Source organism: Peribacillus simplex (assembly GCF_030123325.1).
Lineage (GTDB): Bacteria > Bacillota > Bacilli > Bacillales > DSM-1321 > Peribacillus > Peribacillus simplex_D.
In genome coordinates, this window is sequence record NZ_CP126106.1 from 4387314 (window position 1) to 4401260 (window position 13947).

The 13947-nt window shown below is 40.8% G+C and carries 12 protein-coding genes; all 12 read right to left on the minus strand.

Translation table 11 applies throughout. The annotated features are described in order from the left end of the window. Positions 1 to 8 precede the first annotated feature (8 nt). Complete coding sequence (locus tag QNH43_RS20840; protein ID WP_283915493.1) at positions 9 to 1232, minus strand: Ger(x)C family spore germination protein; 1224 nt, start codon at positions 1230 to 1232, stop codon at positions 9 to 11. Then, on the minus strand, positions 1222 to 2862 hold the full coding sequence (locus QNH43_RS20845) for a spore germination protein (protein ID WP_283915494.1): 1641 nt from the start codon (positions 2860 to 2862) through the stop codon (positions 1222 to 1224). Before QNH43_RS20845 ends, QNH43_RS20840 begins: the two co-directional genes overlap by 11 nt. 178 nt (positions 2863 to 3040) lie before the next feature. Then, positions 3041 to 3652 (minus strand): DedA family protein, encoded by a 612-nt coding sequence (locus QNH43_RS20850; protein WP_098373612.1) that lies wholly within the window; start codon positions 3650 to 3652, stop codon positions 3041 to 3043. Between the two features lie 83 nt (positions 3653 to 3735). Continuing rightward, on the minus strand, positions 3736 to 4386 hold the full coding sequence (locus tag QNH43_RS20855; RefSeq protein ID WP_283915495.1) for a phosphatase PAP2 family protein: 651 nt from the start codon (positions 4384 to 4386) through the stop codon (positions 3736 to 3738). A gap of 484 nt (positions 4387 to 4870) precedes the next feature. Then, the gene (locus QNH43_RS20860; protein ID WP_283918412.1) at positions 4871 to 6109 is read right to left on the minus strand and encodes a cytochrome P450; all 1239 of its coding nucleotides are present in this window, start codon (positions 6107 to 6109) and stop codon (positions 4871 to 4873) included. Between the two features lie 642 nt (positions 6110 to 6751). Next, positions 6752 to 6934, minus strand: coding sequence for a DUF4083 family protein (locus QNH43_RS20865; protein ID WP_076364410.1), 183 nt, complete (start codon positions 6932 to 6934; stop codon positions 6752 to 6754). A gap of 288 nt (positions 6935 to 7222) precedes the next feature. After that, positions 7223 to 8662, minus strand: coding sequence for an amino acid permease (locus QNH43_RS20870; protein ID WP_283915496.1), 1440 nt, complete (start codon positions 8660 to 8662; stop codon positions 7223 to 7225). 61 nt (positions 8663 to 8723) lie between these two features. Continuing rightward, positions 8724 to 9998, minus strand: a complete 1275-nt coding sequence (locus QNH43_RS20875) for a peptidase (protein ID WP_283915497.1) — start codon at positions 9996 to 9998, stop codon at positions 8724 to 8726. Between the two features lie 25 nt (positions 9999 to 10023). Continuing rightward, positions 10024 to 11205: a thiolase family protein gene (locus QNH43_RS20880; RefSeq protein WP_283915498.1), complete on the minus strand. Its 1182-nt coding sequence runs from the start codon at positions 11203 to 11205 to the stop codon at positions 10024 to 10026. Between the two features lie 11 nt (positions 11206 to 11216). Beyond that, positions 11217 to 11876, minus strand: coding sequence for a 3-oxoacid CoA-transferase subunit B (locus QNH43_RS20885; RefSeq protein WP_283915499.1), 660 nt, complete (start codon positions 11874 to 11876; stop codon positions 11217 to 11219). Further along, positions 11861 to 12559 (minus strand): CoA transferase subunit A, encoded by a 699-nt coding sequence (locus tag QNH43_RS20890; RefSeq protein ID WP_283915500.1) that lies wholly within the window; start codon positions 12557 to 12559, stop codon positions 11861 to 11863. The genes QNH43_RS20885 and QNH43_RS20890 overlap by 16 nt, the downstream gene beginning before the upstream one ends. Then, a complete protein-coding gene (locus QNH43_RS20895) occupies positions 12540 to 13907 on the minus strand; it encodes an aspartate aminotransferase family protein (protein WP_283915501.1) in 1368 nt (455 codons plus the stop codon). Before QNH43_RS20895 ends, QNH43_RS20890 begins: the two co-directional genes overlap by 20 nt. Positions 13908 to 13947 lie beyond the last annotated feature (40 nt).

The window sequence follows — 13947 nt, forward strand, 5'->3', positions numbered from 1 at the left end:
CCTTTCCATTATTGATCATTCTTTTTTAAATTCGAAAGATATGGCTTATTACGTAATCCGGTACGGCGAATGAAAGTTTCTGCCTGCACATCTACTTCCAGTTTAGGAAAAGAAACATCGTCCCAGTTCTTTTCGATTTTCTTCCATTCTTTAGGGTGGTTTTCGTGCATGATTTCACCAAAGCCAAAAATATCTGATTTATTTTTTTGTGCCCGAACGATCGCATCTTCCATCGTCTTCTTCAGGTCTTTCGCTAACTTCTTTTCAAGATCTATCAGAACATGCGTATCGGTTAGATTTAAAGGAACATTCGCTTCGCGGATATCTCCTTCTGCACGGGCCTTTATAAATACCTTGGGTTTTCCATTTTCCATTTTCACCGAAATGCTGGTTTTTTGACGAATGACCTGATAGGTGATTGCGTCTTTTTTACCCTCCCAATCAAGGTTTGAATTGGTATTTTCGATCCTATCCAATACCCACATAGATCCTATTGCCTTATCACCATCCAGCCAGTCAATCAATTTCCCATCTTTTAAAACACCTATTCCTGCTGCATTAGGGTTTGCTACAATATCCGAGGACATGGTATTTTCCATTTTATCCTCTTTACCTGTGTTTCCTCTCACGGTAAAACCACTTATTATCGGTTCTTTCCCGGTACTAAGCAGATTCTTGATCACTTCTTGGAGATTGATGCTAATATTTTTCCCCTGGGTTTTTTCAGTGGTTTCAATCGTCTTAATGACTTTCTCAGCAGATACCTTATCGATTGCGGTTAACGCTTCGACAATATCCCTGGCTTTTACACCCCTGGCGATCACGATCCTCGTAGTTGCCCGGAATTCCGGTGAGCGCTCAAATGCATCGAAAATATTGTTGAGGCCCTCTTCTTTTGCTAGTTCCTCACCGATGACAACCAAGTTGGCATGGGCGAAATACATATCCCGCGAGATTTTAGTTGAAGCGATACTATCCAGTTCAAGCACATTATCTCCGGTCGCCCTATAAATGGATATCGGTGGATTTGTTCCGCCGCCGCCCTGAAGAGCTCCCGCTACATTGCTTGGATTAATGATTTGGAACGTTCCCACTAACTTTCCTTCTTTATTTCTGTCGAGTCCAACCGCCGAGACGATGGCCATTTCGTTTAACTCTGTTTTATCCCAACAGCCTGAGGTGAATGTAGTACAGATCACCATCAAAGACAGAATTAGCTTTTTACGATTCATTGCCTTCACCTTTTTTCCCGTCAGAAGTTTTCATTCCACGCGATTCAGGAGGCAGGGGTCTTTGATTATCGCCTTCCCTTATCAGGTTATTTTCGTTGGATAATAATTTTGGCCTTTCCTTGAAAGCCCACATAGGTCTTCTGAAAAATGTGTCGCCCAGCCCTTCCGGATTCAGAGGGGCGAGCGGTGTCATATAAGGAACTCCAAGTGAACGCAGGCTGCATAAATGAACAATAAGGATGAAAAAGGCTAAAATCATCCCATAAAAGCCTAAAGTGCCGGCACAAATGATGAATCCGAACCGCACAATGCGGGCAGAAATCGCTATGGAATAAGAAGGGGTTGCAAAACTGGCAATCGCCGTGATCGAGACGATGATGACCATTGCCGGCGATACGATACCAGCCTGGACAGCCGCTTGCCCGATGACCAATGCTCCGACAATGGACATGGTCGAACCAACAGCCTTTGGCATCCGAAGACTTGCTTCCCGTAATATTTCGAAGGTCATTTCCATGAGAAGCGCTTCAATGACGGCAGGCAAAGGAACCGTTTCCCTTTGGGCCGCTACGATGACCAGCAACTTCGTTGGGATCATTTCCTGATGAAAAGTCGTGGCTGCAACATAGACAGCCGGTCCGACAATAGAAATAATGAAAACGATGATCCGTAAAAAACGTGTGGCTGAAGCAATGTCGAAGCGATTATAGTAGTCTTCGACAGATTGGAAAAACTGTACGAATAATGCCGGGGCTATCAAGACGAAAGGCGATCCATTAACGAATATCGCCACTCTTCCTTCCAGAAGATTTCCTGCGACCATATCCGGTCTTTCTGTATGGTTAAGGGTTGGGAAGGGGGTCATGACCTGGTCTTCTATCAATTGTTCAATATATCCTGATTCAAGAATGCTATCGATGTTAATTCGATTTAAGCGCTTCTTGGCCTCCTCGACAATCCCTTCTTTGACAATTCCATTTATATACATGATGGAAACGTCCGTTTTTGTCACCGTGCCAATTTTCATAGACTCTATCCATAAATCCGGGGTATTGATGATCCGGCGTAACATGGCGATGTTCGTTCCATTCGATTCCGTAAACCCTTCTCTTGATCCCCGGACAGTCAAATGCGTGCTTGGCTCCTGAATCGAGCGCTTTTCTCCTCCTCTTGTACTGGCAACCAGGGCGATGTTTATTCCATCAACAAAAATGATGCTATCCCCTGATAATAATGACAAAAACAACTTTTCCCAATCCTTGACGGTTTCTACACCCCCGAGGGAAACCACGTCTTCTGAGATTATATCCAATGCTTCATGTGGAAGCATTTTTTCTGCTAGATGAGGATTTTTCATGATTGACTCAATTAAAAAGTCCGTAACGCTTGGATTATCAACCAGGCCTTGCACATACAAGATAGTTGTTTTCATCTCCGGATTTTGACCGATTTTCAACGTTCGGATAATGATGTCCGGACTGTTTCCCGTCTTTTTCTTCACGATTTCCAGATTGGCAGAAATGGAACTTTCAATATAATCAGGCGTTTTGCTTTTGGATTGATTTTCATCTTCCTTTTTCTTTTCACGTTGTTGCTTCACTTGTCTCTTTTGTTTGAAAAAAGAAGCCATAGCACCGAACCTCATTCCTTTTTCGTTTCACTCATTTTGTCCAAAGCACTCCCCCTTTATTCTGAGTTCAGCCACCTTCCTTCCATAAGAAAAGGCTGTCACAATGACAGCCTTTGGTGTTATTTTAGTTATGTAATGAAAGTACCGGCTCGAACGGGCCCCATCAACTAAACTGAAATTATACTTTGCCTTTATTCCTTCTAAAAATCAAAACAACGAAAATAATGAATAGCAAGGCCAATATCGCATAAACGATATTTGAATAAATGTCCATATACCCTACAATATCTTCCCATGAAGATCCAACAGCTGCCCCGATATTCACTAAGATGATGTTCCAAATCAATGTTCCGGATGTTGTGTAAAGCAGAAAGAGCCAAAAGCTCATATGGGACATGCCTGCCGGAATCGAAATCAGGCTTCTGATCAGCGGAACCAATCTGCAGAAAAACACGGTCCATGAACCGTACTTGTCAAACCATGAATTCGCCTTATGGACGTCCGATACCGTTAACCTAAGAATATGGCCCCATCTTTCCACGAACTTTTCAATGACCTTCACATCAAGAAGTAAACCAATTCCATAAAGGACGACTGCCCCTGCCACTGACCCTATTGTCGATGCGATCACGACGCCCATTATCGTCATGTTCGCTGTTGTCGTCATGAAACCGCCAAAAGTAAGAATGACCTCAGACGGGATCGGCGGGAAAATATTTTCCAATGCTATCAAAAGAAAGATTCCCATATATCCAAAATCATTCATGAATTCCGTAATCCAGTTTTCCATTTAATACGCTCCTAACTTTCTTGAATCAACAGCTGACTTATTACCTGCCGGCTGCTTGTCTTGCAATATCCTTGCTCCCTTTATTAACGACCTTTGTTCTTCCGCCGGTCTTGATACCTTTGGAAAAACCAAATGGAAATCGCAATCCAACACCCCCCCGCCAAATATCCGGCAATGATATCACTAGGATAATGGACCCCTAAATATATCCGGCTTATACCGATCGAGAGGATCATCATCATGCTGAACAGAATCAATAGTATTCTTGCCCACCTAGCCGTTATGTGACGCCATAACAGAAACGTGAGAATACCGTATAAAGAGAATGCATTCATGGCATGTCCACTAGGGAAACTGTACCCCCCTATTTCGATGAGCCGATGTAAATCGGGCCGGGCGCGTTGAAAGATTAGCTTAACCATCAAATTGAGAAGAGGTGAACCAACCATGACTGCAGTGAATAGGATTAGTTCCAGACGATGCTTCAAAACCGTATATAAGAAAAATAAAATGACCAAGGAAAGGATGATGATGGAACCGGTTGAACCTATGTAGGTAAAGAACTTCATGATGTCCGTCAGATGGGGAGATTCAATTCCCTGCACCAAGGAAATCACATCTTCATCAAATTTCAGGTATTCATTTGCACTTATGGTAAATGCCATGAAACTGAACCCGATTAAAGAAAGTGCACTAATTATAAAGGCAATGGTTAATTGCTGCTTTAATTTCATAATAACATCCTTTCACTTTTTAAAACCGTTTCATTTGGAAATTTCCATTTTATCATATCTTCTTCATTGCATGGTTAACGTAAATGCTTCATCGCCCGCCAACCTAATTCGGGGAACATGCCTGGGCACAAAATTTGCTACTTTATCATACTACTCTATTCGTCATTGTCACCTCAACTTCAGGTTACTATAAGATTTCCTGTCGAACGTTTCAGGAAGTGGCAGGAACATATATGCCATGCGTCCCTGCTAAAAAAGAAAAGGCTGTTTTCGCATACTTTGTTGCTATTTACCAAGTAAAGCGGTTGGTTGATTTCCCCTCCAGATGCTCGCTTTCCGCGGGGCGGGCGGTGAGCCTGCAGGAGTCTCGCACTTGCGCTCCAATCAACCTTAAATAGTATAGTTATTAAAAACAACAATATTTTTCGAAAAGAGCCAAAGAAAAAAACCTTATGCAGGTTAGTGCACAAGGTTTTTTCGTTTTTTAAACTATAGGGAACGCCCTAAGCGGCAGGGATGTCAAAGTTTGCCCGGTCGCTGAATCGGTAAGATTCTCTTCTAACTGGAATGATGGCACCGCTTCAATATGTTTGAATTTCTTCAGGAATGCAGTAAGCGCAATCTTTGCTTCGAGTCTGGCCAACGGCGCTCCCAGGCAGAAATGAGGGCCATTTCCGAAGGTAAGGTGTTTCTTATTATTAGGGCGATGGATATTAAGGGTGAAAGGATCTTCAAACATCTCTTCGTCCAAATTAGCTGCGCTCATCCAAACAACCACGTTATCGCCTTCTTTCAATTCCACTCCCAATAGATCGTTATCTTCCTTTACGGTGCGATCCAATTTAATAAGATTGAATCGGAAACGGAGCATTTCTTCGACGGCCTCCGGAACCAGATCCAGGTTTTCATGCAACTCTTGATAAACTTCTTTGTCATCATATAGCAAGGAATAAAAGCTATTGGCCAGTAAATGACTTGTTGTCTCGACCCCCGCTCCTAAAATCAGCATGGTCGTCCGGACAACCTCATCATCCGTAAACATTTCCCCATCCACTTCTGACTTCAATAGATCTGAGATGATATCATCTGCCGGGTTTAATCGTTTTTGCACAACAATCGGATACAAATACTGATAGTATTCTTTTGCTGCCACTTGCTTCAATTCATTTACTTCTTCTTGTTTTTCTTTATCAAACGGAAGGAATAAGATATCCACCCATTTCTTAAACAATAAACGATCTTTCGAGGGAACGCCCATCAAATCCGACATGACAATGATCGGAAGCGGACTCGCCAATGATTGCACAATATCGATTTCCGTGTCCTCATCCATTTCCCCGATCAATTCATCTGCAATTTCCTGAATGCGAGGTTCCCAGTTTTGAAGACTTCTAGGTGTGAAGGCTGCGGCCAGCAGCGAACGGCGTTTTCTATGCTCAGGTGGATCAGCTTCAGTTATTTGGATCTTTTCAGGCACAGAACCTTCATCACTATCCGTTCCAACCGATATGGTAGTCCGTTTCCGAACACTTGAAAAATGTTTATAATCACTAAGAACCCGCTTCACATCTTCATATTTAAAAACATTCCACGTATCCGTTCCTTCGTGATAGCTCACGGGGTCATTTTCTAGCATCCGTTTGCACCAAGCATACGGACTAAATTCCTCCGTTCGTGTTTTAAACCTAGTAATTTCTTTTACTGCAATAACTTCTTTCATGATACCGACTCCTCCCACTTCTCAAAAGTTACCTAACAAAAGGATCGAATGTTCAGCATTCTCCATCTCCGTCGATTTGTTATAGGGTCGAGCATTCCTGATAGACTTTTTCACGAATCCTTAAATACACATCTATTCCATTATAGGGTAAAACGCTGCAACAAACCATGCATCTTCCATACCAGCAGCCTTACATGAATTTTGCACCACAATCCCAACAACCCTATGTAAAACTGCTTATTTTTTACAATTTACTTTCTTTTTCTATTTTTTTATGTCTCTCAATCGATGCTCAAAATCCAGCCCTCCTTTTCAAATTTGGAGACAGTGCTTTTCACTAAGTTATTTCAATATAGATTATTTTTATAATTGCCGGAGTCTGAATCGGAATGCCTCCACTGCATAAAAAAACAGCTGCACAAGCAGCTGTCCAGTTACTGGATTGAAGAAATTTACGACACTCCTGCCGAATAACTGGCTAGCCGAGACCTGCTAGATGCTTGCTTTGATGAGGCTTGGCAGACATTCGGCGGAACGGGAGCGGATTTCTGAAATCAACTGGAATGTTTTTCAAATAAAAAAACTGCAGGCAAACTCGTTATTCTTCGAGTTGCCTGCAGTCTGAACCGCTGCACGATGCTGCCGTCAATTTTTACCCCTTTTAATCATTTCATGTAAATCATCCATTTTTTTTTCCATGATATCCAGTCTGGTTTTACGTTGCTTCATGGAACGGAAAAGAGATACGGTCCCAACAATGATCAGGATTAGAAATACAAGGCAAATCAATTGGTATATCATATCGGCAATATTAAAACCACTACTCACTATGTAATCCCCCTAAATGGCATTCTCAATATTCTATTATACACCAGGAAAAATGAACAATTTAACCTTTTTAAGGGGAATGGAGAATTAACTGTCACTTTTTTATATTTCTAAATATTGAATGTAGCTCTTTACAATATCATTTCATGACCAGCTTTTATGCGAAACAAACCCAACAGTTCTTGAGCAGTACGGTTCAATGATCATTAATTTTGCCGTTTATTATATAGAAGAAACTTGTTTGCACTTGAGCCATATCATCTGTTATTTATTGTTCACTTTTTATGTTTAACTTTTATTAATTAAACGCACCTTTTCATAATCCTCTTGAACCGATGGCCCCATATCATTCTTTCCGCGTTTTTGCAAAAATAAAATATATATCAAATGAAAAGCAATGGCTACTGGAACACCAATATAAATAGTCAATTTAGTTCCTTCGTCAAATACTAAACTTATTAATACAACTAGATTAAAGACAAATGCCAGGATGGGAACTAAAGGGTAAAGTGGGGTCCGAAATTTTAGATCACTAACTTTTCCTCCTTCAGCTACATATCGTCTGCGGAAAAAATACTGAGATGCCGCAATACTCATCCAAGCCAACATGGATGCCATTCCTGCTACAGAAAGAATCCAGGTATAAATAGTTTCAGCCGCTACTTTTGAAACAAGAATGGACACACAGGAGATTCCCATACTAGCCGTTAAAGAAAGTAAAGGCACACCTTTTTTGGTTAACTTTTGAAAGGATCTTGGTGCCATCTTAGAACTAGAAAGAGAGTATAACATCCTAGTTGTAGTATAAAGACCAGAGTTAGCAACAGATAGTAATGAGGTAATAATTACAAAATTCATGATATCGGCTGCATATGGTATACCGATGTTATCCAGTGCAGTAACAAACGGGCTAGCAGTTGGCTGGATTTGTTGCCAAGGAACTATAGAAACAACGACGATTATTGACAAAACAAAGAATAATATTATTCGGTAAGCAGTTTGGTTTATAGCCTTAGGGATCGTCTTCTCAGGGTTTTCACTTTCACCAGAAGCAATTCCTATAAGTTCCGTACCGCCTAACGAATAATTAACAGCCATCATAGCAATAACTACTGCAAACATTCCATTAGGAAAGAAGCCAAATTCTGTTAAGTGTGTAAAATAAGGAGCTGCTGGTTCACCCTCAATTGGTACAATACCAAAAATAACGGCTAACCCAATAAAGATAAAAGAGATTATAGCGATTACCTTGATACTCGCAAACCAGAATTCTGTTTCTGCAAAGCTGCGTGCAGAAAGGGCATTTACAGAAAATAGTACAATTCCTGCAATTAACGACCAGATCCATGGAGAAATATCAGGGAACCATCTTTGCATCAGCGAACCTATAATGATAATTTCATAGGCTACGGTAGAAGACCACCCAATCCAATAAATCCACCCAACTGTAAAGCCTGTTGATGGATGAATGTATTTAGTCGCATAGGTTTGGAAAGATCCAGATACTGGCATTTCCACTGTCAATTCCCCTAAGCACAGCATAACTAAATACATAATAAGTCCGCCCATCATATAGGCTAAAACTGCGCCTATAGGGCCTGCCTGACTAATCGTAAAACCTGAAGCGTTGAAAAATCCTGCACCGATTACACCGCCTAAAGCAATCATAAATAAATGGCGGCTTTTCATTACCCTTTTGAGACCTTGATCATTATCTAATTCAGCCATAATACCCTCCTATTAACTCAGCCGTTTTATGCATGAACTAATTATCGAATTTTCCTTTAATTCAGATATTGTCCTTGATACTACACCACTGAATTATAGTTAATGCAATAATTTCTGCAGATTTAAAAACTTTATCCAATTCAATATACTCATCAGGGAAGTGTGCCATTTCCGTTTTCCCTGGTCCAAAAACGACCGTTGGAATTTTCCCTACTTCTGTAAGTAATCCCCCATCAGTTCCCCAAGGAGAAGCCTCTATCACGGGTTCTTCACCAGTAGTTTCTCTATATTGATGAACTAACGTATTCATCAAATCATGTTCAAGATCGATTTCCCCTGGTAGCCATCGAGCACCAAACCATTCTAGGACAGGTGGATTTTCCTTAAACCAGGGGTCAAGGACTGATAGTTGTTGTAGACATTCCTCCATTTCATGTTGTGCATCTTCTATCTTCTCGTTAGGTGCTACACCCATTCTTCCCTCTATTTTCAGCAAATCAGGTACTGAAGATGGCCAGTTTCCTCCCGAAACAACTCCGATATTAATAGGAATAGGGATAGGGGTCTGCTCATATAAAGGATCATTAATACGTTGATTCCGGTTATACTCCAAAGCCCTGATTCGCTCCACTAATACCATTGCTTTATCAAAAGCGCTTACTCCCTCATATCGTGTTCCCCCGTGGGCTGATCGACCTTTGACAAAGATCCTAAACCACATGGATCCTTGCTGTTTAGGGAAAACTCTCATATTAGTAGGTTCAGTGATTAGTGCAGCATCAGCTTTATAGCCTTTTAGAATAGTAGATAAAGTCCCTGTCCCACCACTCTCTTCTTCTATAACACTTTGAAAAATAACGTCGCCTCTAAGCTTAATATCGAGTTGTAGAATGGCTTGTAAGGCTAAAAGAAATGAAACTAGCCCACCTTTCATATCCGTAACACCACGACCATACATTTTTCCTTCCTTAATAGCTCCACTATAGGGATCATCTGTCCATTGTTCATGATCACCTTCAGGGACAACATCAATATGTCCGTTTAAGATTATGGAGCGGCCACCACCTGTTCCGGGTAGAACACCAACAACATTAGGACTTCCTGTAAAATCATCCCTCGACGAGCAAAAGTAGGGACTTTCGGTTAATTCTTTTCCACATGGCTCCCAGACATCCACCTTTAACCCCATATTCGACAATACTTCAATGATTATTGATTGCGCTTTTGCCTCATTTTTAGAAATACTAGGAGATTGAACTAGTCGCTGTAATAATACTGTACCTTCTTCATAATGCTCTTTTAACCATGTTTGAATTTGTTCTTTGATTAATTGCATTACAGTTCACCTCGCTTTAATGTGTTTATAATGATAGGTTTTCATATATGACGGTAAGCCCCATTCCTCCGGCCATACATAGCGTCACCATTCCATACTTTGTTTTGGTACGTAACATTTCATTCATTAGACTAACAGTTAGCTTAGCACCAGTTGCTCCAACTGGATGCCCCAACGCAATAGCTCCACCATTAACATTTACTTTTGAATAGTCCAACTCCAGTTCTTTAATAACAGCTAATGCCTGTGCAGCAAAGGCCTCATTAAGCTCAATCAAACCAATATCATCTAAAGTTAATCCGGCTAATTCCAATGCCTTTTTTGTTGCTGGAACAGGCCCAATCCCCATTATGCCTGGTTCTACACCAGCACTGGAAAACGCTTTCACTTTTAACAAAGGTTTTATACCTTTTTGTATAGCTTTCTTTTTTGACATCATTAAAACTGCTGCTGCACCATCGTTCATAGGGCACGCATTCCCAGCAGTGATTGACCCATCCGATTTAAAAACAGGTGGAAGATTGATTAATTTATCTAGCTGAATATCCGAGCGTACAGACTCATCTGTCCTGAATAGATAAGCTCCCTTCGTACCGGTGACCTGAACAGGTAAAATTTCATCTTCAAAATAATGATTTTCAATAGCCTGAACTACCTTTTTATGGCTATCAAAGGCAAATTTATCTTGTTCCTCTCGGGAGATACTGTAAATTTGCGTTAAGCGTTCTGCTGTCATTCCCATGTGTTCATTTTCCAACGAACAAATTAAACCATCAGTTAATAGGGCATCTTCCATTTCTACGTTCCCAAACTTTGTCCCCCATCTATTTTTAACTAAATATGGGACCTGACTCATATTCTCTACCCCACCTGCAATTACCACCTCTTCTTGACCGGCCTTAATCGTTAAGGCCGCGTTAGTAATTGCTTTTAAACTAGAACCACATGCCTTGATTACTATATGTCCTGGAACACTCGTTGGGAATCCAGCTAATTGCGATGATATTCTGGCTGAATTCAATCCTCCCCCATGTACATATCCATGTCCAAATATTACTTCATTTACATCCGCTTTGGTAAGAATGGTCTTATCCATTAAACCCTCCAATATTTGTCTTCCCATTTCAGTGGCGGAAACACTTTTAAGGGACTTTCCAAATGCACCCACTCCAGTTCGAACTCCTGATACGATGACGGCCTCTTCCATTTCGCTCACTCCTAAACTTTTCCTGTAGTTTTAAGTATTTTCAATTGTGCATCTGTATGTTTAATTACATCTTCCATTGTGTAAGGTTCCATAACTTCTTTTAACTCTAATCCTTGTGGCGTTACCTCGATCACAGCCATTTCAGTGATGATCAAACTAACACAACCTTTGGCGGTAAGTGGTAGTGTACATTCCTTCAGTATTTTCGATTTACCTTGTTTGTTTGTATGGTTCATCAGTACAATTACCTTTTTAGACTTTTGAGCCAACTCCATCGCCCCACCCATACCAGGGACAAGTTTTCCAGGAATAATCCAATTTGCCAGGTCGCCTTCTTCGCTTACTTCAAGGGCTCCTAAAATGGTAACATCTAAACGGCCTCGCCGAATCATGCCAAATGCAGTAGCACTATCAAAAAAGGAGGCACCTTGGGCCACAGAACAGGGATAACCACCGGCATTACATAAATTAGGATTAATATCACTCCTTTTTGGTGTCGGGCCAGTGCCCAACACTCCATTTTCGGCATGAAATTGGACAGAAATATCTGATGGGATATAATCAGCAATTAATGTAGGGATGCCTATTCCTAGATTAACAATCATTCCATTTTCTATTTCTTGGGCAGCGCGCTTAGCGATGCGATGGCGATCTTCTACTCCCAAACCCATTTCCAATTCACTCCTTCACTTGGAATTACCATATCCACAAAGATTCCAGGGGTTATAATCGATTCTGGATTAAGTTCACCAACTTGAACAATCTCATCTGCTTCAACTATCGTAAAATCCCCCGCCATGGCAACTAAAGGGTTAAAATTGCGTGCGCTTTTATCAAATACGAGATTTCCAAGATAATCAGCCTTTGAAGCATGGATTATAGATACTTCAGCAGTTAATGCCGTTTCAATCAAATATTCTTGTCCATTTACAGTAATATGTGTCTTGCCTTCCCCTACAACCGTGGCTAATCCCACATCGGATAAAATACCACCTAATCCCATACCACCGGCTCGTATACGTTCAATCAACGTTCCTTGCGGAGAAAATGTTACGTCCATTTCCCCCTTGTTCATTAATTGACCTGCTATTGGGTTGGAGCCAATATGAGAAGTAATTAGTTTTTTCACCCTTCCTGAACTAATCAATCTCCCAACCCCAACGTCCGGAAAGCCTGCGTCATTACCAATTAAACTTAACTCCTTACACCCTTTATTTAATATCCCTTCTACAATGGTAGGGGGAGTACCAATGCCACCAAATCCTCCGTACATTAAGGAGCATCCGTCAGAAATTCTTTGAAGGGCAGCCTCTAAAGTACTTACCTTTCCTTGTTTAGACTTGGACAGTAGCATTGACCTTGCCCTCCATGTTGAGTTCACATTGCACTTCAGAAATTGCTTCTTCTAAAATATCTACTAAACTATCAATTTCATCTTTTGTAATAACCAAAGGTGGCGAAATGATAATAGCATCCCCCATTCCATTAATAGCTCCTGACGCTGGGTAAACAAGTAACCCTTTTTCAAAGGCTTGTTTAATTACCCTATTTGTTACATTTAATTCAGGTGGATAAGGGTTTTTCTTTTCACGGTCGGCTACAAACTCCATTCCAATTAAAAGGCCCTTTCCTCTTACGTCCCCAATCATTTCGCAAGAATTTAAAAGCGTTTTCAATTTACTCATAAGATATGTACCTTGTTCTTCTGCCTTTTCTACCAATTGATGTTTCTCAACGTATTTAATAACCTTTAGTGCAACTGCTGCAGATTGAGGATTAGCACTATAAGTATGGCCTCCTATAATAGACTTAGATCCATTTAATATAGGTTCCATAACTTTATCACTGACTAGAGTAGCTGCCATTGGGGTATACCCTGAACTCATTCCTTTGCCTAGAGTAATAAAGTCCGGAGTAACGTTCCAATGTTCTATTGCAAACATCTTCCCGGTACGGCCAATTCCGGTCATTACCTCATCTGCAATAAATAGGACGTTACAACGCTCACAAATCTCCTTGATTTTTTGATAGTAATTAGCTGGTGGAGTGATAGCCCCCCCAGAAGCACCTATAATTGGCTCGGCAATAAATGCAGCAACACGTTCTTCCCCAATACGCCTAATCTCCATTTCAAGTTCATGAGCACAGAGAAGACCCCATTCTTCTTCAGTTAAATGATCAGGTCGACGATAAGTGTATGGGGCAGATACTGAAGGATAATCAGCTAACATCGAAGCAAACCTCTGTCTTCTTAATACATGTCCTGACATGGATAATGCTCCCATTGTAATGCCATGATAACTAGTCCACCTAGATATAATGCGATCTTTTTGTGGTTGTCCTTTTTCTTGCCAATATTGTATAGCAATCTTCATCGCTGTCTCGGTCGCTTCTGAACCACTATTTACAAAGAATGACCAATTAAGATCTCCTGGAGCCAATTGACTCAATTTTTCTGCTAGTTTTTCAGCGGGTTCATTGGTAAATTGTGATCTATAAGAAAATGAAATTTTTTCTGCCTGTGCAAGGGCTTCTTTAATAACCTCCTGTACACCGTGTCCAATACTTACCGTTACAGCTCCAGACGACCCATCAATATATTCCTTACCATCTTGATCATATATATATATGCCTTTTGCAGATGCAGCTACTGGATATTGCTGTCCTAATACCGGTTTAATTAAATAATCTCGTTCCTTCATCCATTACATCTCCCTCGGAATTATAAGAGTATATTAAAAC

What these genes read in the sequence shown, in the direction of transcription:
- QNH43_RS20840 (WP_283915493.1), bottom strand. Translation starts at nt 1,232, where the DNA reads ATGAATCGTAAAAAGCTAATTCTGTCTTTGATGGTGATCTGTACTACA.
- QNH43_RS20845 (WP_283915494.1), bottom strand. Translation starts at nt 2,862, where the DNA reads ATGGCTTCTTTTTTCAAACAAAAGAGACAAGTGAAGCAACAACGTGAA.
- QNH43_RS20850 (WP_098373612.1), bottom strand. Translation starts at nt 3,652, where the DNA reads ATGGAAAACTGGATTACGGAATTCATGAATGATTTTGGATATATGGGA.
- QNH43_RS20855 (WP_283915495.1), bottom strand. Translation starts at nt 4,386, where the DNA reads ATGAAATTAAAGCAGCAATTAACCATTGCCTTTATAATTAGTGCACTT.
- QNH43_RS20870 (WP_283915496.1), bottom strand. Translation starts at nt 8,662, where the DNA reads ATGGCTGAATTAGATAATGATCAAGGTCTCAAAAGGGTAATGAAAAGC.
- QNH43_RS20875 (WP_283915497.1), bottom strand. Translation starts at nt 9,998, where the DNA reads ATGCAATTAATCAAAGAACAAATTCAAACATGGTTAAAAGAGCATTAT.
- QNH43_RS20880 (WP_283915498.1), bottom strand. Translation starts at nt 11,205, where the DNA reads ATGGAAGAGGCCGTCATCGTATCAGGAGTTCGAACTGGAGTGGGTGCA.
- QNH43_RS20885 (WP_283915499.1), bottom strand. Translation starts at nt 11,876, where the DNA reads ATGGGTTTGGGAGTAGAAGATCGCCATCGCATCGCTAAGCGCGCTGCC.
- QNH43_RS20890 (WP_283915500.1), bottom strand. Translation starts at nt 12,559, where the DNA reads ATGCTACTGTCCAAGTCTAAACAAGGAAAGGTAAGTACTTTAGAGGCT.
- QNH43_RS20895 (WP_283915501.1), bottom strand. Translation starts at nt 13,907, where the DNA reads ATGAAGGAACGAGATTATTTAATTAAACCGGTATTAGGACAGCAATAT.